A 19,562-nucleotide genomic window follows, 5' to 3' on the forward strand; every position below is an offset into this window, starting at 1 on the left:
GCCCGCCCCGCGACCGGCGCACGGCGACGGCGGAGCGGCAGCGCACCGCCCGCCGGCCGCGCCCGGGGACCGACTCGGCGTGGCCGGCCGGCCACCACCCGGGAGGCCGCGCGGCCCGTGAATGTCGGTGGCGGTCAGTAGGGTGGTGGTCATGGCAGACCCCAGTAGCTACCGACCCAAGCCGGGACAGATCCCCGACTCGCCGGGGGTCTATAAGTTCCGCGACGACCATGGCCGCGTCATCTACGTCGGCAAGGCCAAGAGCCTGCGCCAGCGCCTGGCCAACTACTTCCAGGACCTGGCCGGGCTCCACCCGCGCACCCGCACGATGGTCACCACCGCCGCCTCCGTCGAATGGACCGTGGTCTCCACCGAGGTCGAGGCGCTCCAGCTGGAATACAGCTGGATCAAGGAGTTCGACCCCCGCTTCAACGTCAAGTACCGCGACGACAAGAGCTATCCGTATCTCGCGGTGACGCTCAACGAGGAATTCCCCCGCGTCCAGGTCATGCGCGGCGCCAAGAAGAAGGGCGTCCGCTACTTCGGTCCGTACGCCCACGCCTGGGCCATCCGCGAGACCGTCGACCTGATGCTGCGCGTCTTCCCCGTGCGCACCTGCTCCGCCGGGGTCTTCAAGCGCTCCGCCCAGATCGGCCGCCCCTGCCTGCTCGGCTACATCGGCAAGTGCTCCGCCCCGTGCGTGGCGCGCATCTCGGCCCAGGAGCACCGCGAACTCGCCGAGGAGTTCTGCGACTTCATGGCCGGCCGCACCGGTGCGTACATCCGCCGCCTGGAGCGGAAGATGCAGGACGCCGCCGAGGAGATGGAGTACGAGAACGCCGCCCGGCTGCGCGACGACATAGTGGCGCTCAGGCGGGCGATGGAGAAGAGCGCCGTGGTGCTCGCCGACGCCACCGACGCCGATCTCATCGCCCTCGCCGAGGACGAACTCGAAGCCGCCGTGCAGATCTTCCACGTCCGCGGCGGCCGGGTGCGCGGTCAGCGGGGCTGGGTCACCGACAAGGTGGAGGCGGTCGCCACCGCCGACCTCGTCGAACACGCCCTCCAGCAGCTCTACGGCGAGGAGCAGGGGGACGCCGTCCCCAAGGAGGTGCTGGTCCCCGCGCTTCCCGAGCCGGTCGAGCCGATCCAGCAGTGGCTCTCCGAGCGCCGCGGCGCGCAGGTCTCGCTGCGCATCCCCCAGCGCGGCGACAAGAAGGACCTGATGGCCACGGTCCAGCGCAACGCCCAGCAGGCCCTCGCGCTGCACAAGACCAAGCGGGCCTCCGATCTGACCACCCGCTCCCGCGCGCTGGAAGAGATCTCCGAGGCCCTCGGCCTGGATTCGGTGCCGCTGCGCATCGAGTGCTTCGACATCTCGCATCTCCAGGGCGACGACGTCGTCGCCTCCATGGTGGTCTTCGAGGACGGCCTCGCCCGCAAGAGCGAATACCGCCGCTTCCAGATCAAGGGCTTCGAGGGCCAGGACGATGTCCGGTCCATGCACGAGGTCATCGGCCGGCGCTTCAAGCGCTATCTGCAGGAGAAGCAGAAGTCCGGCGAATGGACCGAGGAGCCGGCCGCGGACGCCCACGCGGAGGACGAAGGGGTGACGGTCGGCGGCGGCACGCCCGCCCGCAACGGTGCGGCGGTGGCCGGCGAAACGCCCCCTGGCGCCACCGAGGTCCACACCGACCGGGCCACCGCGGGCGAAGGCTCCGTAGGAGGCTCCGCCGGCTCCGCAGTGGTGAACGCGGCGGAACTGGAGCCCGACCCCATGGGCGGCCGCGCCACCGACGAGGACGGGCGCCCCAAGCGGTTCGCCTATCCGCCCCAGCTCGTCGTCGTCGACGGCGGCGCCCCGCAGGTCGCGGCGGCCCGCCGGGCCCTGGACGAACTCGGCATCGACGACGTCGCCGTCTGCGGCCTCGCCAAGCGCCTCGAAGAGGTCTGGCTGCCCGAGGACGACGACCCGGTGGTGCTGCCGCGCAGCAGCGAGGGCCTCTACCTCCTCCAGCGCGTCCGTGACGAAGCCCACCGCTTCGCCATCAGCTACCAGCGCAGCAAGCGCGGCAAGCGGCTCAAGGCCTCACCGCTCGACGCCGTCGCCGGGCTCGGTGACAGCCGCCGTCAGGCACTGCTGAAGCACTTCGGCTCGGTGAAGAAACTGCGGGCCGCCACGATCGACGAGATCTGCCAGGTCCCCGGGGTCGGCCGCAAGACCGCGGAGACGGTCGCCGCGGCGCTGGCCGGGGCGACACCGGCCGCGCCCGCGGTGAACACCGCCACAGGAGAGATCATTGAGGATGACGGGGCCGCACCGGCCGCGTTGTCCCGGAACGGGGGCAGGAACGATGAGCACACCGCGTGAAACGCAGGAAACCGAGAGAGACGGTGCACAGGTGAGTACGGGCACGATGCGCGAGTCCGACCAGGGTGAGAGCGCCGCGATCCCCGAGCTGGTGATCATCTCCGGCATGTCGGGGGCCGGCCGCAGCACCGCGGCGAAGTGCCTGGAGGACCTCGGCTGGTTCGTCGTCGACAACATCCCGCCCGAGCTGATCCCGCCCATGGTCGAGCTGGGGGCCCGCTCCCAGGGCAACGTCGCGCGGATCGCCGTCGTCGTCGATGTCCGAGGCCGTCGCTTCTTCGACAACCTCAAGGAATCCCTGGCCACCCTCGACGGCCAGAACGTCCGGCGCCGCGTGGTGTTCCTGGAGTCCTCCGACGAGGCACTGGTGCGCCGCTTCGAGTCGGTGCGCCGCCCGCACCCCCTCCAGGGTGACGGCCGCATCGTCGACGGCATCGTCGCCGAGCGCGATCTGCTGCGCGAGCTGCGCGGCGACTCCGACCTGGTCATCGACACCTCCAGCCTCAACGTCCACGAACTGCGCGCCAAGATGGACGCCCAGTTCGCCGGCGAAGAGGTCCCCGAGCTGCGCGCCACGGTCATGTCCTTCGGCTTCAAGTACGGCCTGCCGGTCGACGCCGACATGGTCATCGACTGCCGGTTCATCCCCAACCCGCACTGGGTCCCCGAGCTGCGGCCGTTCACCGGCCTCAACGAAGAGGTCTCCAACTACGTCTTCAGCCAGCCCGGCTCCAAGGAGTTCCTCGACGGCTACGCCGAGCTGCTGCGCCTGGTCGCCGAGGGCTACCGCCGCGAGGGCAAGCGCTATGTGACCATCGCCGTGGGCTGTACGGGCGGCAAGCACCGCAGCGTCGCGATGTCCGAGAAGCTCGGGCGCCGGCTCGTCTCCGAAGGGGTCGAAACCGTCATCGTCCACCGGGACATGGGGCGCGAGTGACCGGCCGTGCGCTGCGGCTGCACCGGGTCCGCAGGCTGGTCCCCAGTGGCCGCATGACCAAGGGCGCCACACCCAAGGTGGTGGCGCTCGGCGGCGGCATGGGCCTGTCCGCCTCGCTCACGGCGCTGCGCCGCATCACCGGCGACCTGACCGCCGTGGTCACCGTCGCCGACGACGGCGGCTCCAGCGGACGGCTCCGCGACGAGCTGGGCGTGCTGCCACCCGGCGACCTGCGCAAGGCCCTGGCCGCCCTGTGCGGGGACGACGACTGGGGCCAGACCTGGTCGCGGGTGATCCAGCACCGCTTCAAGAGCGAGGGCGAACTCCACGACCACGCCGTCGGCAACCTCCTGATCGTCGCCCTGTGGGAGCAGCTCGGCGACCACGTCCAGGCGCTGGACCTGGTCGGCAAGCTGCTCGGCGCGCACGGCCGGGTGCTGCCCATGTCTGCGGTGCCGCTTGAACTCCAGGCCGAGGTCAAGGGCCATCACCGGGATCGCCCGGACGAGATCAGCACGGTCCGCGGCCAGGCCACCGTCGCGCTCACCCACGGTGAGGTGCGGTCGGTTCATGTGGTGCCCGAGGACCCGCCGGCCGTGCCCGAGGCGGTCGCCGCGGTGCGCGACGCGGACTGGGTGGTGCTCGGTCCCGGCTCGTGGTTCTCGTCCGTGATCCCCCATCTGCTGGTGCCGGAATTGCGCGAGGCACTGGAGGAGACGAAGGCCCGAAAGGTCCTTTCGCTCAACCTTGCGCCCCAACCGGGCGAAACCGATGGCTTCTCACCGCAGCGTCATTTGGAGGTTTTGGCCCGACACGCCCCTAAACTCGCCTTCGACGTGGTGCTGGCCGACAAGGCCGCCGTGCCCGACATCGAAGGTCTGACGGTTGCCGCCAAGCAGCTCGTCGGCAGCGAGGTCGAGCTGGCGGCGGTCGCCGCACAAGGAGACGACGCCCGGTCGACGGCCGGGGGAGCCCCCGACCGGCACGACCCGGAGCTGCTGGCAGCCGCGTACGACCGTATTTTTCGGATGCATGGAAGGATCGGCCCATGGCGATGACGGCTGCGGTGAAGGATGAAATCTCCCGGCTCCCCGTCACCCGGACCTGCTGCCGGAAGTCGGAGGTCTCGTCGATCCTGCGGTTCGCGGGTGGTCTGCACCTGGTCAGCGGACGCATTGTGATCGAGGCGGAGCTGGACACGGGCATCGCGGCCCGGCGGCTCCGCAAGGACATCCTGGAGATCTTCGGACACTCCTCCGACCTGGTGGTGATGGCCCCCGGCGGCCTGCGGCGCGGCAGCCGCTACGTCGTCCGCGTGGTGGCCGGCGGCGATCAGCTCGCCCGGCAGACGGGACTGGTGGACGGCCGCGGCCGTCCCATCCGCGGCCTGCCGCCACAGGTGGTCTCGGGAGCGACCTGCGACGCCGAGGCGGCCTGGCGCGGCGCCTTCCTGGCGCACGGCTCGCTCACCGAGCCCGGCCGCTCCTCCTCCCTGGAGGTCACCTGCCCCGGCCCCGAGGCGGCGCTCGCGCTGGTCGGCGCGGCCCGCAGGCTCGGTATCGGCGCCAAGGCACGCGAGGTGCGCGGTGTGGACCGCGTCGTCGTCCGCGACGGCGACGCCATCGGCGCGCTGCTGACCCGCCTCGGCGCCCATGAGTCGGTGCTCGCGTGGGAGGAGCGGCGGATGCGCCGCGAGGTCCGCGCCACCGCCAACCGCCTCGCCAACTTCGACGACGCCAACCTCCGCCGCTCGGCACGCGCCGCGGTCGCCGCCGGCGCCCGGGTCCAGCGCGCCCTGGAGATCCTCGGCGAGGAGGTCCCCGAGCACCTCGCGGCGGCCGGCCGGCTGCGCATGGAGCACAAGCAGGCGTCCCTGGAGGAGCTGGGCGCCCTCGCCGACCCGCCGCTGACCAAGGACGCGGTCGCCGGCCGGATCCGCCGGCTGCTGGCGATGGCCGACAAGCGTGCGCAGGATCTCGGCATCCCCGGAACCGAGTCCAACCTCTCCGAGGAGCTGGCCGAGGGCATGGTCGGCTGACCGCCCGCAGGCGCGTCCGCAGTCCCGCTCGCCCCCGGTTTCCCAGGAGATTCCGGGGGTGCGGGGGGTGTTGGCCGGGAGCGGTTCATGAGGGAGCGCGAGCCGTCCCTGTCAATGTCACGTACGTCTCGTATTGGGGGTAGGGTCGGAGGCGGTCGGGGACATCCCATACAGCTCGCCGGTATCTGAGCCGGCGTACCAACGAGGAGATCGGTTCGTGACGATCCGCGTAGGCATCAACGGATTCGGCCGCATTGGTCGTAACTACTTCCGCGCGCTCCTGGAGCAGGGTGCGGACATCGAGATCGTCGGTGTCAACGACCTGACCGACAACGCCACCCTGGTCCACCTGCTCAAGTACGACACCATCCTGGGTCGCCTCAAGCAGGACGTCAGCCACACCGACGACACCATCACGGTCGGCAACCAGACCTTCAAGACGATGGCCGAGCGCGACCCGGCGAACCTCCCCTGGGGTGAGCTCGGCGCCGACATCGTCATCGAGTCGACCGGCATCTTCACGAAGAAGGCCGACGCCGCCAAGCACATCGCGGCCGGCGCCAAGAAGGTCCTGATCTCCGCGCCCGCCAAGGACGAGGACATCACGATCGTGATGGGCGTCAACCAGGACAAGTACGACGCCGCCAAGCACAACGTCATCTCCAACGCCTCCTGCACCACCAACTGTGTGGCGCCGATGGCCAAGGTTCTCCTGGAGAACTTCGGCATCGTCAAGGGCCTGATGACGACGGTGCACGCGTACACCAACGACCAGCGCATCCTGGACTTCCCGCACAGCGACCTGCGCCGTGCCCGCGCCGCCGCCGAGAACATCATCCCGACCACCACCGGTGCCGCCAAGGCCACCGCTCTGGTGATCCCGGAGCTCGCCGGCAAGCTCGACGGCATCGCCATGCGCGTGCCGGTCCCCACCGGTTCGGTCACCGACCTGGTCATCGAGCTGGAGCGCGAGGTCACCAAGGACGAGGTCAACGCCGCCTTCCAGAAGGCGTCCGAGGGCCAGCTCCAGGGCGTCCTGGAGTACACCGAGGACCCGATCGTCTCCTCGGACATCGTGAACTGGCCGGCGTCCTGCACCTTCGACTCCTCCCTGACCATGGTCCAGGGCAAGAGCGTCAAGATCGTCGGTTGGTACGACAACGAGTGGGGCTACTCCAACCGCCTGGTGGACCTGACCACCTTCGTCGGCGGCCAGCTCTGATCTCGACCAGCAGGCGCTGAGAGGTGCCCTCTTGCTTCACCGGGCACCCCAAGGCATTGAGATGTGAGGACGGGGCTCGTATGACGCGATGAAGCGTCGTACGGGCCCCGACCCATGACTGACTGAAGCTACGGAGTCACTCCTCATGAAGACGATCGACGATCTCACCGCAGAAGGGGTCGCGGGCAAGCGGGTCTTCGTCCGCGCCGACCTCAATGTGCCGCTGGACGGCACGACCATCACCGACGACGGCCGTATCCGCGCCGTCCAGCCGACGATCGCCAAGCTCGCGCAGTACGGCGCCAAGGTCATCGTCGCCTCCCACCTGGGCCGCCCCAAGGGTGCCCCGGACCCGGCCTTCTCCCTCGCCCCCGCGGCTGCCCGGCTGGGCGAGTTGCTCGGCAGGGACGTGGCCTTCGCCACCGACACGGTCGGCGAGTCCGCGAAGTCCGTCGTCGACGGCCTCTCCGACGGCCAGGTCGCGGTGCTGGAGAACCTCCGCTTCAACCCGGGTGAGACCAGCAAGGACGACGCCGAGCGTGGCGCGTTCGCCGACCAGCTCGCGGCCCTCGCCGACCTGTACGTCGGTGACGGTTTCGGCGCCGTGCACCGCAAGCACGCCTCGGTCTACGACCTCCCGGCCCGCCTTCCGCACGCCGCCGGCGATCTGATCGCCGCCGAGGTCAACGTGCTGAAGAAGCTCACCGAGGACGTCAAGCGCCCCTACGTCGTCGTTCTCGGCGGCGCCAAGGTCTCCGACAAGCTCGCCGTGATCGACCAGCTGCTCGGCAAGGCCGACCGGCTGCTGATCGGCGGTGGCATGGCGTACACCTTCCTCAAGGCCAAGGGCTACGAGGTGGGCATCTCGCTGCTGCAGGAGGACCAGGTCCCGGCCGTGACCGAGTACCTGGAGCGGGCGGAGAAGAACGGCGTCGAGCTGGTTCTTCCCGTCGACGTCCTGGCCGCGGCGGAGTTCCCCGACCTGAAGACCAAGGCACCCGCCGAGTACGTTGTCGTCGACGCTGACAAGATTCCCTCCGACAAGGAGGGCCTGGACATCGGCCCGAAGACCCGTGAACTCTTCGCCTCGAAGATCGCGGACGCCGAGACGGTGTTCTGGAACGGCCCGGTCGGCGTCGCCGAGCACCCCGACTACGCGGGCGGCACCACGGCGGTCGCGCAGGCACTGCTCGACAGCCCCGCCTTCACCGTCGTCGGTGGTGGGGACTCGGCCGCGGCTGTCCGCGCCCTGGGCTTCGACGAGAACGCTTTTGGCCACATTTCGACCGGCGGTGGCGCCAGCCTCGAATACCTCGAAGGCAAGACGCTCCCCGGCCTCGCTGCTCTGGAGGACTGAAGAACGTGACTGCTCTGAACGAGGGCCGTACCCCGCTGATGGCGGGCAACTGGAAGATGAACCTCAATCACCTCGAGGCCATCGCACACGTCCAGAAGCTCGCCTTCGCCCTCGCCGACAAGGACTTCGACGCCGTAGAGGTCGCGGTCCTGCCGCCCTTCACCGACCTGCGGTCGGTGCAGACGCTGGTGGACGGCGACAAGCTGAAGATCAAGTACGGTGCCCAGGACCTCTCGGCGCACGACTCCGGTGCCTACACCGGTGAGATCTCCGGCAGCATGCTCGCCAAGCTCAAGTGCAGCTATGTGACCATCGGGCACAGCGAGCGCCGCCAGTACCACGGCGAGAACGAAGAGATCTGCAACGCCAAGGTCAAGGCCGCCTACAAGCACGGCCTCACGCCGATCCTGTGCGTCGGTGAGGGCCTGGACGTCCGCAAGGCCGGCAACCAGGTCGCACACACCCTGGCCCAGGTCGACGGCGCGCTGACGGACATCCCCGCCGAGCAGGCCGAGTCCATCGTGATCGCCTACGAGCCGGTGTGGGCCATCGGCACCGGCGAGGTCGCCACGCCCGAGGACGCGCAGGAGGTCTGCGGTGCGATCCGCGGCCGCCTCGCCGAGCTCTACAGCCAGGACCTGGCCGACAAGGTCCGCATCCAGTACGGCGGCTCGGTCAAGTCCGGCAACGTCGCGGCGATCATGGCGCAGCCCGACGTCGACGGCGCGCTGATCGGCGGCGCGGCGCTGGACGCGGACGAATTCGTCAAGATCGTCCGCTTCCGCGACCAGTAGCAGCTATGACGACGGGCCCGGCCCGTCGTACCCTGTCGGGGCCGGGTCCGGCGTCCAGCACGCCGCCCCGGCCCCGCACCATTTTGATCTCGTGTGGTGGGTCTCCGTCGCCGGAAGGCGTCGGAACAACTGTTCCGTCCGTCAGTCCTAGAGAGTTGGTCCAGCCGTGGTCATCGGGTTCTCGGTCGCCCTCATCGTCTTCAGCCTGCTGCTGATGATGCTGGTGCTCATGCACAAGGGGAAGGGCGGCGGCCTGTCCGACATGTTCGGTGGCGGTATGCAGTCCTCGGTCGGTGGCTCCTCGGTCGCCGAGCGCAACCTCGACCGCATCACCATCGTGATCGGTCTGCTGTGGTTTGCGTGCATTGTCGTTCTCGGTGTCCTGATGAAGCTCGGAAACTGACATACCGTCGGAGACGCGGCCTATCATGAGGGCGGCGTCCTCGGACGGGTAACTCCTGTCACTGGACGCGCGTTGGGCCTTACGTAAACTGGGGGGCCCGCAGCGCAGCTGCTGTTAGAGCCCGCAGTGAAGCTGTTGTGAGAGGCTTCGCAGCACCATTACGCAGGGAGTTACGACCGTGGCAAGTGGCAACGCGATCCGAGGAAGTCGGGTCGGGGCGGGGCCGATGGGGGAGGCCGAGCGCGGTGAATCCGCGCCGCGCACCCGCATCTCCTTCTGGTGCTCCAACGGGCACGAGACACAGCCCAGCTTCGCCGGTGACGCGCAGGTTCCTGACACCTGGGACTGCCCGCGCTGTGGTTTCCCGGCAGGCAAGGACCGGGAGAGCCCTCCGGACCCGCCGCGCACCGAGCCGTACAAGACCCACCTCGCCTACGTCCGGGAGCGTCGCAGCGACGCCGACGGAGAGGCGATTCTGGCCGAGGCGCTCGCCAAGCTCCGCGGCGAGATCTGACGGACAGCAGACGCGCGGACCGGCCCGGCCGGAGGGGACAGACGACCCTCCGGCCGGGCCGGTCGCGCGTGCGGCACCCTTCGAGCGTGGGGCCCGCGTCCCGCCCGCCGCCGGCTGTCGGCCGCACCCGGCGCGGCATCTGAGGTAGCGGATGGGGAAGCTGCCCGAGGTCCGCTGTCAGTGGTCGTCGTTACCGTTTGTGTATCGGTGGAAACGGTACGGAGGCGGGCATGGCGAGCACGGGGGCGGGCGGCGCGGCGGGTGCGGTCACGCTCGCCTGGCGCGGCGGATTCGGCCGGCTGTGGACCGCGGCGGCCGTCTCCCGCTTCGGGGACGCGCTGCGCGGTGCGGCCCTGCCGCTGCTCGCCTACTCCCTGACCGACTCACCGGTGCTGATCTCCCTCGTCACCGCCTGCGGTCTGCTGCCCTGGCTGTGCTTCGGACTGCTGGGCGGCGCGGTCGCCGACCGGGTGGACCAGCGGCGGGCCATGTGGGTCGTCGATGTGCTGCGCGGCCTCCTGATGGCCTGCTTCGCTCTGGCCGTGGCGCTCGGGGCGGCGGGCATCGCGCTGCTGTCGGCCCTCGCCTTCGCCCTCACCACCCTCCAGACGCTCTTCGACAACGCCGCCACGGCCCTGCTGCCCGCCGTGGTGCCCCAGGAGGCGCTGGGCGTCGCCAACGCCCGGCTGATGACCGGCCAGGAGGTGCTGGGCCGGTTCGTCGGCGGGCCGGTCGCGCCGCTGCTCATCGCGCTGGGCGCCGCCGTGCCCTTCGCGGCCGACGCCGTCACCTACCTCGTCGCGGCGGCCCTGGTCGCCTCGCTGCGCGGGACAGCGCCCTCGCGGCCGGCTGCGGCCCCTGCCGCGTCCACTCTCCGGCGTGAAATCGCCGACGGCATCCGGGTGTTGTGGCGCGACCGGGTCCTGCGGTCGTTCTGCGTGGCGGTGGCGTTGGGCAACGTCGGCATCGGCGCGCTGATCGCCACCCTCGTGGTGGTGGTCAAGGGTTGGCTGGGCGCGGGGGAATTCGGCTATGCCGCGGTGACGACCGGGTACGGCGTCGGGATGGTGCTGGGCGGGCTGCTGGCGGCGCGGGTCACCGCCGCGCTCGGCGGCCAGGTCCGCACGCTGCTCCTGGCCGGCCTGCTGCAGACCGCCGTGCTGGTGGCCTTCGGCACGCTGCGCTCCCTGTGGGCCGCGGCGGCGTTCCTGGGTCTGTTCGGCTTCGCGAGCATGGTGTGGAACGTCCTGGAGACGACGGTGCTCCAGCAGCGCAGCCCCGCCGCGATGCCGGGCGGATCAGTGCCGCGTTCCGTACGGTCTCCATCGCCGGGACGCCGCTGGGGGCACTGCTCGGCGGCGCGGCCGCCACGGCGTGGGGCGCCAACATCCCGGCGCTGCTTGCCGCCGCGCTGCTGGGCCTCGGCGTCGTCACCCTGATACCCGTGCTTCAGTCGGCCGACAGCGGACAGACACCTCATACCGCGCCCTGATCAATTAGGTTGGAGCACGGCGGGGCCGGTACGAGATGAGAAGGCTGATGTCGGAGATGAACGCAGAACGCCGCAGCAGGCTCGACCAGCTGCCGGAGTGGACGGCGCTGAACAAGCACCGGGAGCAGCTGGGGGAGGTACACCTTCGCGAGCTGTTCGACCGGGACCCGGCCCGCGCCGAGCGGTACACCCTCCAGGTCGGCGATCTGCACCTGGACTACTCCAAGCACCTGGTCACCGATGACACCCTGCGGCTGCTCCAGGAGCTGGCCGCGGCGACCGACGTGGCCGGACTGCGGGACGCGATGTTCCGCGGCGAGAAGATCAACATCACCGAGCGGCGCGCCGTGCTGCACACCGCGCTGCGCGCCCCCGGCTCGGCGGTCATCACCACCGGCGGCGAGAACGTCGTCCCCGCCGTGCACGCCGCCCTGATGAAGATGAGCGTCTTCTGCGACCGGATCCACTCCGGCGACTGGAAGGGCCACACCGGCAAGCCCATCAAGAACGTCGTCAACATCGGCATCGGCGGCTCCGACCTTGGCCCGGCGATGGCGTTCGAGGCACTGCGCGCCTACAGCCACCGCGAGCTGCAATTCCGGTTCGTCTCCAACGTCGACGGCGCCGACCTGCACGAGGCGCTGCGCGACCTGGACCCGGCCGAGACGCTGTTCATCATCGCCTCGAAGACCTTCACCACCATCGAGACGATCACCAACGCGACCTCCGCGCGTGACTGGCTGCTGTCCACTCTGCGCGCCGGCGACGACGCCGTGGCCAAGCACTTCGTGGCGCTGTCGACCAACGCCGAGAAGGTCGCGGAGTTCGGCATCGACACCACCAACATGTTCGAGTTCTGGGACTGGGTCGGCGGCCGCTACTCCTTCGACTCCGCGATCGGCCTGTCGCTGATGCTCGGGATCGGCCCGGAGCACTTCCGCGAGATGCTGGCCGGTTTCCACCTCGTCGACGAGCACTTCCGCTCCGCCCCGCCGGAGGAGAACGCTCCGCTGCTGCTCGGCCTGCTCGGCATCTGGTACGGCAACTTCTGGGACGCCCAGTCGCACGCGGTCCTGCCGTACAGCCACTACCTCTCCAAGTTCACCGCGTACCTCCAGCAGTTGGACATGGAGTCCAACGGCAAGTCCGTGGACCGTGAGGGCAACCCCGTCAACTGGCAGACCGGGCCCGTCGTGTGGGGCACGCCCGGTACGAACGGCCAGCACGCCTACTACCAGCTGCTCCACCAGGGCACGAAGATGATCCCGGTGGACTTCATCGGCTTCGCCGAGCCGGTCGCGGATCTGCGTCCGGGCCTGGTCGCCCAGCACGACCTGCTGATGGCGAACCTCTTCGCGCAGGGCCAGGCGCTGGCCTTCGGCAAGACGCCCGACGAGGTGCGCGCCGAGGGCGTGGCGGAGGAGCTGGTGCCGCACAAGACCTTCCGCGGCAACCACCCCAGCACGACCATCCTGGCCAAGGAACTCAGCCCGTCCGTCCTCGGCCAGCTGATCGCCCTCTACGAGCACAAGGTCTTCGTCCAGGGCGCGGTCTGGAACATCGACTCCTTCGACCAGTGGGGCGTGGAGCTGGGCAAGGTCCTCGCCAAGCGGGTGGAGCCGGCCCTGACGGACGGCGCCACGGTGCCCGGTCTGGACGTCTCCACCGCCCGCTTGGTCGGCAAGTACCGCGAGCTGCGCGGTCGTTGAGCCGAGCGCCTCGGCGCTTTCGACAGACGCAAGCGGCCCCGCCCTCCCGGAGGAGGACGGGGCCGCAGGCGTTCTTGGACCTATGCCGAGGCGGGCGGGTAGAGGTTGCGCGGCAGTTGGGCCGCCGCCGCCTCGTCCAGCAGCCACAACGTCCGGCTGCGGCCCCGGGCACCGGCTGCCGGAGCCTGGACCTCGCCCGCGCCGGAGAGTGCGATCGCCGCGGCACCGGCCTTGTCCTCGCCGGCCGCAAGCAGCCAGACCTCGCGCGCCGCACGGATCGCCGGCAGGGTCAGCGAGATGCGGGTGGGCGGCGGCTTGGGGGCGCCGTGCACCCCCACCACCGTCCGCTCGCTCTCGCGCACGGCCGGCAGCTCGGGGAAGAGCGAGGCGACATGCGTGTCCGGGCCGACGCCCAGCAGCAGGACGTCGAAGGACGGCACCGGGCCGTGGTCCTCGGGCCGTGCGGCGGCGGCCAGTTCGGCCGCGTACGCCTCGGCCGAGGCGTCGGCGTCATTGCCGTACGCTCCGCCCGAGGGCGGCATCGGATGAACCCGGGCCGGGTCCAGTGGAACGCTGTCCAGCAGCGCCTCGCGGGCCTGGGTGGCGTTGCGCTCGGGGTCGCCGTCCGGCAGGAACCGCTCGTCGCCCCACCACAGGTCCAGGCGGGACCAGTCCACCGCGTCCCGGGCGGGCGCCTCGGCCAGGGCCGCGAGCAGCCCGTTGCCGTTGCGTCCGCCGGTCAGCACCACCGAGGCGAAGCCCCGGGCGGACTGCGCGTCGACGATCTTGGTGATCAGCCGGGCCGCGGCGGCCTTCGCCATCAGTTCCTTGTCGCGGTGGACGACGACCTGCGGAGCACTCACTTGCCGGCCGCCTTCTTGGCGGGTGCCTTCTTCGCCGCGGGCTTGGCCGGGGCCGCTGCCGCCGACGTCTCCTCGGCGGGCGCCGCCTGCGCGCCGGACGGCTCCCCGAGCCGTGCCACGCCGAACTTCAGCGCGGCGGCGTAGGTGTCGTCCGGGTCGAGCCGGCGCAGTTCCTCGGCGAGCAGCTCCGAGGTGTCCCGCCGCTTGAGGGCCACCGCACGGTCGGGCTGGCCCTGCATGCAGAGCGTGGCCAGCGAGCCGTCCGGCCGGTCCAGCACGATGGGACCGCAGCTGCTCTCCATCCGCACGGCCGTCAGGCCGGGGCCCGCCGACGCGGTGCGCTTGACGGGGACGTCCAGCCTGCTGGCGAGCCACATGGCGAGCAGCTCGCAGCTGGGGTTGAACTCCTCGCCCTCGACCTCGGCCGAGGTGACCGTGCACGGGGCCTGGTCGAGCGCCGCGGCGAGCATCGAACGCCACGGGGTGATGCGGGTCCAGGCCAGGTCGGTGTCGCCGGGGGTGTAGGTGTCGGCGCGACCGGCCAGCTCCGCCACGGGATTCTCGGCGGCGTAGGCATCGGTGACACGGCGCTGGGCCAGCGCACCGAGCGGGTCCTTCGCGGGGTTCTTCGGGGAGTTCACCGCCCACCAGACGACGACCGGCGCGTCCGGCAGCAGCAGCGGCAGCACCACGGACTGGGCGTGGTCGATGGCCTCGCCGTACAGCCGCAGCACGACCGTCTCGCCGGTGCCCGCGTCCGTGCCCACCCGGACCTCGGCGTCCAGGCGGGCCTTGGAGCGGTTGCGCGGCGACCGGCTGACCCGCTTGATGACGACGAGCGTGCGCGAGGGGTGCTCGCGCGAGGCCTCGTTGGCCGCCTTCAGGGCGTCGTAGGCGTTCTCCTCGTCGGTGACGATGACGAGGGTCAGCACCATGCCGATGGCAGGGGTGCCGACGGCGCGACGGCCCTGGACCAAAGCCTTGTTGATCTTGCTGGCCGTGGTTTCCGTCAGATCGATCTTCATGGGCGACGCCAGCTCCGTCCGTCTCGTGCGAGCATTTCGTCCGCCTCGACGGGGCCCCAGGTGCCCGCCGGGTACTGCGCGGGCTTGCTCTTGCGCTCCCAGTACTCCTCGATCGGGTCGAGGATGCGCCAGGACAGCTCGACCTCCTCCAGCCGCGGGAAGAGGTTGGCGTCACCGAGCAGGACGTCGAGGATCAGCCGCTCGTACGCCTCGGGGCTGGACTCCGTGAAGGACTCGCCGTACGCGAAGTCCATCGAGACGTCCCGCACCTCCATCGAGGTTCCCGGCACCTTGGAGCCGAACCTGACGGTCACGCCTTCGTCCGGCTGCACACGGATGACCAGGGCGTTCTGCCCCAGCTCCTCCGTCGCGGTGTGGTCGAAGGGGGAGTGCGGGGCGCGCTGGAAGACCACCGCGATCTCGGTCACGCGGCGGCCGAGGCGCTTGCCGGTGCGGAGATAGAAGGGGACGCCCGCCCAGCGGCGGTTGTCCACCTGCAGCTTGATGGCGGCGTAGGTGTCGGTCTTGGACTTGGGGTCGATGCCCTCTTCCTCCAGATAACCGACGGCCTGCTCACCGCCCTGCCAGCCGGCCGTGTACTGCGCGCGCACGGTCTCCTTGCCGAGGTCGGCGGGGATACGGACGGCGCCGAGCACCTTGGTCTTCTCGGCGACCAGCGCGTCCGCCTCGAAGGAGGCGGGCTCCTCCATCGCGGTCAGCGCGAGCAGCTGGAGCAGGTGGTTCTGGATGACGTCACGTGCCGCGCCGATGCCGTCGTAGTAGCCGGCCCGGCCGCCGATGCCGATGTCCTCGGCCATCGTGATCTGCACGTGGTCGACATAGCTGCGGTTCCAGAGCGGCTCGAACATCGTGTTGGCGAACCGCAGTGCCATGATGTTCTGGACCGTCTCCTTGCCCAGGTAGTGGTCGATCCGGAAGACCTCTTCCGGCGGGAAGACCTCGTGGACGACCTGGTTGAGCTCCTGAGCGCTCTTGAGGTCGTGGCCGAAGGGCTTCTCGATGACCGCGCGGCGCCAGGAGCCCTCCTTCTGGTCGGCCAGCCCGTGCTTCTTCAGCTGCTGGACGACCTTGGGGAAGAACTTCGGCGGCACCGAGAGGTAGAAGGCGAAGTTGCCGCCGGTGCCCTGCGCCTTGTCGAGCTCGTTGATGGTGTTCTTGAGGGTTTCGAAGGCGTCGTCGTCGTCGAAGTTGCCCTGGACGAAGCGGCAGCCCTGGACCAGCTGCTGCCAGACCTCCTCGCGGAAGGGCGTCCGGGAGTGCTGCTTGACGGCCTCGTACACCTCCTTGGCGAAGTCCTCGTGCTCCCACTCGCGGCGGGCGAACCCGATGAGCGAGAAACCCGGCGGGAGCAGACCGCGGTTGGCCAGGTCATAGACGGCGGGCATCAGCTTTTTACGGGACAAATCGCCCGTGACGCCAAAGATGACAAGGCCGGACGGCCCCGCGATACGCGGGAGCCGCCGGTCCTGTGCGTCACGCAGCGGATTGCTGCTGGTCAATTCCTCAGGCCTCCGAAGGGGAAAGGCGCTTGAGCTCCGCCTCAGTGGACTTGAGCAGGTCGTTCCAGGACGTCTCGAACTTCTCGACGCCCTCGTCCTCCAGGAGCTGTACGACCTCGTCGTACGAGATCCCCAGCCCGGCGATCGCGTCGAGATCGGCCTGGGCCGACTCGTACGTGCCGCGCACCGTGTCGCCGGTGATCCGGCCGTGGTCGGCGGTGGCCTCCAGGGTGGCCTCCGGCATGGTGTTGACCGTGCCCGGGGCGACCAGCTCGTCGACGTACAGGGTGTCCTTGTAGGCCGGGTCCTTGACGCCGGTCGAGGCCCACAGCGGACGCTGCTTGTTGGCGAGTGCCTTGTCCAGCGCGGCCCAGCGGTCCGAGGAGAAGACCTCCTCGTACGCCTGGTAGGCCAGGCGGGCGTTGGCCAGCGCGGCCTTGCCCTTGAGCGCCTTGGCCTCGTCCGTGCCGATCTTCTCCAGGCGCTTGTCGATCTCGCTGTCCACGCGGGAGACGAAGAACGAGGCGACGGAGTGGATCTTGGAGAGGTCCAGGCCGGCGGCCTTGGCCTTCTCCAGACCCGCGAGGTAGGCGTCCATGACCTCGCGGTAGCGCTCCAGCGAGAAGATCAGCGTGACATTGACGCTGATGCCCTTGCCGATGACCTCGGTGATCGCCGGCAGGCCGGCCTTGGTCGCCGGGATCTTGATGAGGGTGTTGGGACGGTCCACCAGCCACGCGAGCTGCTTGGCCTCCGCGACCGTCGGCAGGGTGTGGTGCGCCAGGCGCGGGTCGACCTCGATCGACACCCGGCCGTCCTGGCCGCCGGTGGCGTCGAAGACCGGGCGCAGGATGTCGGCGGCGTCGCGGACGTCCGCCGTCGTGATCATGCGGATGGCTTCCTCGACGGTGACCTTGCGGGCGGCGAGGTCGGCGACCTGCTGGTCGTAGCCGTGACCGTCCGAGATCGCCTTCTGGAAGATCGAGGGGTTGGTGGTCACACCGACGACGTGCTGCTGGTCGATCAGCTCGGCGAGGTTGCCGGACGTGATGCGCTGGCGCGACAGGTCGTCCAGCCAGATCGCGACGCCTTCGTCGGAGAGGCGCTTGAGTGCGTCTGTCATGGGTTCTGCATCTCCTACTTGTCGTATATGGGCGTCAGCGCGCGGCGGCTTCGATCGATTCCCGGGCGGCGGCGGCCACCGCGTCGGCGGTGAAGCCGAACTCGCGGAAGAGGACCTTCGCGTCGGCGGAGGCACCGAAGTGCTCCAGGGACACGATGCGCCCGGCGTCACCGACGAAGCGGTGCCAGGTCAGACCGATGCCGGCTTCGACGGCGACACGGGCCTTGACGGACGGGGGAAGCACGCTGTCGCGGTACGCCTGGTCCTGCTCCTCGAACCACTCCACCGACGGCATCGAGACCACGCGGGTCGGGATACCGGCGGCCTGGAGCTGCTCACGGGCGTCGACGGCGAGCTGGACCTCCGAGCCGGTGCCGATGAGCACGACCTGCGGCTCACCGCCGTCCGCCTCGAAGAGCACGTAACCGCCCTTGGCGACGCCTTCGTTGGCCTCGTAGGTCGGCACGCCCTGGCGGGTCAGCGCGAGGCCGTGCGGGGCCCCGACGCCGAACTCCTTGGTGTAGCGCTTGAGGATCTCGCGCCATGCGATGACGGTCTCGTTGGCGTCGGCCGGGCGCACGACGTTCAGGCCCGGGATGGCGCGCAGCGAGGCGAGGTGCTCGACCGGCTGGTGCGTCGGACCGTCCTCACCCAGACCGATGGAGTCGTGCGTCCACACGTACGTCACCGGCAGGTGCATCAGGGCCGACAGCCGGACGGCGTTGCGCATGTAGTCGGAGAACACCAGGAAGGTGCCGCCGTAGATGCGGGTGTTGCCGTGCAGCGCGATGCCGTTCATCTCCGCGGCCATGGAGTGCTCGCGGATGCCGAAGTGGATCGTGCGGCCGTACGGGTCGGCGCCCGGAAGCGCGTTGCCCTCGGGCAGGAACGACGACGTCTTGTCGATCGTGGTGTTGTTCGAACCGGCGAGGTCGGCGGAGCCGCCCCACAGCTCGGGGATGACCGTGCCGAGCGCCTGCAGCACCTTGCCCGACGCGGCGCGGGTGGCGACGGCCTTGCCCGGCTCGAACGACGGGAGGTGGTCCTGCCAGCCCGCGGGCAGCTCGCCCGCGGCGATGCGGTCGAACTCGGCGGCGCGCTCGGGGTTGGCGGTGCGCCAGGCGGCGAACGCCTTGCCCCACTCGGCCTTGGCGTCGCGGCCGCGGTCGAGGGCGGAGCGGGTGTGCGCGAGCACCTCGTCGGAGACCTCGAAGGACTTCTCCGGGTCGAAGCCCAGCACGCGCTTGGTGGCGGCGACCTCGTCGTCGCCCAGCGCGGAGCCGTGTGCGGCCTCGGTGTTCTGGGCGTTCGGGGCCGGCCAGGCGATGATCGAGCGCATCGCGATGAAGGACGGGCGCTCGGTCTCGGCCTTGGCCGCCTCGATCGCCTCGTACAGGGCGGCCGGGTCGAGGTCGCCGTTCTCCTTGGGCTCCACGCGCTGGACGTGCCAGCCGTAGGCCTCGTACCGCTTCTCGGTGTCCTCGGAGACCGCGGTCTCGGTGTCGCCCTCGATCGAGATGTGGTTGTCGTCCCACAGCAGGATCAGGTTGCCGAGCTTCTGGTGCCCGGCCAGGGAGGACGCCTCGGCGGAGATGCCCTCCTGGAGGCAGCCGTCACCGGCGATCGCGTAGATGTGGTGGTCGAACGGCGAGCTGCCGGCGGCCGCGTCGGGGTCGAACAGGCCGCGCTCGTAGCGGGCGGCCATCGCCATGCCCACCGCGTTGGCGACACCCTGGCCGAGCGGGCCCGTGGTGGTCTCCACGCCGGTGGTGTGGCCGTACTCCGGGTGGCCGGGGGTCTTGGAGCCCCAGGTGCGGAAGGCCTTGAGGTCGTCCAGCTCCAGGCCGAAACCGGCGAGGTAGAGCTGGATGTAGAGGGTCAAGGACGAGTGGCCCGCGGACAGTACGAAACGGTCGCGGCCGGTCCAGTCGGCGTCCGCCGGGTCGTGCCGCATCACCTTCTGGAAGAGGGTGTACGCGGCAGGAGCGAGGCTCATGGCCGTACCGGGGTGGCCGTTACCGACCTTCTGCACGGAATCCATGGCCAGAACGCGGGCGGTATCGACGGCACGCTGGTCCAGATCGGTCCACTCGAGACCTGTGGTGGTCGGCTTGGTGCTCACCCTGGGTCAGGGCTCCTCTCCACATGTCGAATGCCGGGAACGGAATGCCCCCGGACGAAGTCGAGCCTACCT

The 19,562-nt window shown here is 70.1% G+C and carries 15 protein-coding genes and 1 pseudogene; 11 read left to right on the plus strand and 5 right to left on the minus strand.

Annotated features, from left to right (window positions below; translation table 11 throughout):
* Positions 1-151 precede the first annotated feature (151 nt).
* From uvrC to pgi, 11 genes and pseudogenes are all read left to right on the plus strand, one after another.
* The gene (uvrC, locus tag QOM21_RS27655; RefSeq protein WP_407553716.1) at positions 152-2,371 is read left to right on the plus strand and encodes an excinuclease ABC subunit UvrC; all 2,220 of its coding nucleotides are present in this window, start codon (positions 152-154) and stop codon (positions 2,369-2,371) included.
* On the plus strand, positions 2,307-3,308 hold the full coding sequence (gene rapZ / locus QOM21_RS27660) for an RNase adapter RapZ (RefSeq protein ID WP_407553717.1): 1,002 nt from the start codon (positions 2,307-2,309) through the stop codon (positions 3,306-3,308). The genes uvrC and rapZ overlap by 65 nt, the downstream gene beginning before the upstream one ends.
* Positions 3,305-4,366, plus strand: coding sequence for a uridine diphosphate-N-acetylglucosamine-binding protein YvcK (gene yvcK, locus QOM21_RS27665; protein WP_393895961.1), 1,062 nt, complete (start codon positions 3,305-3,307; stop codon positions 4,364-4,366). The genes rapZ and yvcK overlap by 4 nt, the downstream gene beginning before the upstream one ends.
* The gene (gene whiA / locus QOM21_RS27670; RefSeq protein ID WP_362916587.1) at positions 4,357-5,346 is read left to right on the plus strand and encodes a DNA-binding protein WhiA; all 990 of its coding nucleotides are present in this window, start codon (positions 4,357-4,359) and stop codon (positions 5,344-5,346) included. Before yvcK ends, whiA begins: the two co-directional genes overlap by 10 nt.
* A 217-nt stretch (positions 5,347-5,563) precedes the next feature.
* Positions 5,564-6,568 carry a type I glyceraldehyde-3-phosphate dehydrogenase gene (gap, locus tag QOM21_RS27675; RefSeq protein WP_393895960.1) on the plus strand — a complete coding sequence of 335 codons (1,005 nt, stop codon included), beginning with the start codon at positions 5,564-5,566 and terminating at the stop codon, positions 6,566-6,568.
* 145 nt (positions 6,569-6,713) lie between these two features.
* Positions 6,714-7,925 carry a phosphoglycerate kinase gene (locus tag QOM21_RS27680; protein ID WP_393895959.1) on the plus strand — a complete coding sequence of 404 codons (1,212 nt, stop codon included), beginning with the start codon at positions 6,714-6,716 and terminating at the stop codon, positions 7,923-7,925.
* Positions 7,926-7,963: 38 nt separating this feature from the next.
* On the plus strand, positions 7,964-8,719 hold the full coding sequence (gene tpiA / locus QOM21_RS27685) for a triose-phosphate isomerase (RefSeq protein WP_407555859.1): 756 nt from the start codon (positions 7,964-7,966) through the stop codon (positions 8,717-8,719).
* 166 nt (positions 8,720-8,885) lie between these two features.
* Positions 8,886-9,122 carry a preprotein translocase subunit SecG gene (gene secG, locus QOM21_RS27690; protein ID WP_407553718.1) on the plus strand — a complete coding sequence of 79 codons (237 nt, stop codon included), beginning with the start codon at positions 8,886-8,888 and terminating at the stop codon, positions 9,120-9,122.
* Between the two features lie 178 nt (positions 9,123-9,300).
* Positions 9,301-9,636: an RNA polymerase-binding protein RbpA gene (locus tag QOM21_RS27695; protein WP_078518748.1), complete on the plus strand. Its 336-nt coding sequence runs from the start codon at positions 9,301-9,303 to the stop codon at positions 9,634-9,636.
* A gap of 230 nt (positions 9,637-9,866) precedes the next feature.
* Positions 9,867-11,128: pseudogene (locus QOM21_RS27700) on the plus strand (MFS transporter).
* 47 nt (positions 11,129-11,175) lie between these two features.
* Positions 11,176-12,837 carry a glucose-6-phosphate isomerase gene (gene pgi, locus QOM21_RS27705; RefSeq protein ID WP_407553719.1) on the plus strand — a complete coding sequence of 554 codons (1,662 nt, stop codon included), beginning with the start codon at positions 11,176-11,178 and terminating at the stop codon, positions 12,835-12,837.
* An 80-nt stretch (positions 12,838-12,917) separates the two neighbouring features.
* On the opposite strand, the gene pgl is transcribed toward pgi, so the two are convergent.
* The 5 genes from pgl to tkt are packed head-to-tail and all read right to left on the minus strand — an operon-like array spanning position 12,918 to position 19,490.
* Positions 12,918-13,700 (minus strand): 6-phosphogluconolactonase, encoded by a 783-nt coding sequence (gene pgl / locus QOM21_RS27710; protein ID WP_407553720.1) that lies wholly within the window; start codon positions 13,698-13,700, stop codon positions 12,918-12,920.
* The gene (opcA, locus tag QOM21_RS27715) at positions 13,697-14,725 is read right to left on the minus strand and encodes a glucose-6-phosphate dehydrogenase assembly protein OpcA (protein WP_407553721.1); all 1,029 of its coding nucleotides are present in this window, start codon (positions 14,723-14,725) and stop codon (positions 13,697-13,699) included. Before opcA ends, pgl begins: the two co-directional genes overlap by 4 nt.
* Complete coding sequence (zwf, locus tag QOM21_RS27720) at positions 14,722-16,245, minus strand: glucose-6-phosphate dehydrogenase (protein WP_407553722.1); 1,524 nt, start codon at positions 16,243-16,245, stop codon at positions 14,722-14,724. Before zwf ends, opcA begins: the two co-directional genes overlap by 4 nt.
* A 4-nt stretch (positions 16,246-16,249) precedes the next feature.
* Positions 16,250-17,368 carry a transaldolase gene (gene tal / locus QOM21_RS27725; RefSeq protein WP_407553723.1) on the minus strand — a complete coding sequence of 373 codons (1,119 nt, stop codon included), beginning with the start codon at positions 17,366-17,368 and terminating at the stop codon, positions 16,250-16,252.
* A gap of 34 nt (positions 17,369-17,402) precedes the next feature.
* Entirely contained in the window at positions 17,403-19,490 is a 2,088-nt protein-coding gene (tkt, locus tag QOM21_RS27730) for a transketolase (protein WP_407553724.1), read from the minus strand.
* Positions 19,491-19,562 lie beyond the last annotated feature (72 nt).

It is taken from the genome of Streptomyces sp. Pv4-95 (assembly GCF_045782725.1).
Classification (GTDB): Bacteria; Actinomycetota; Actinomycetes; order Streptomycetales; family Streptomycetaceae; genus Streptomyces.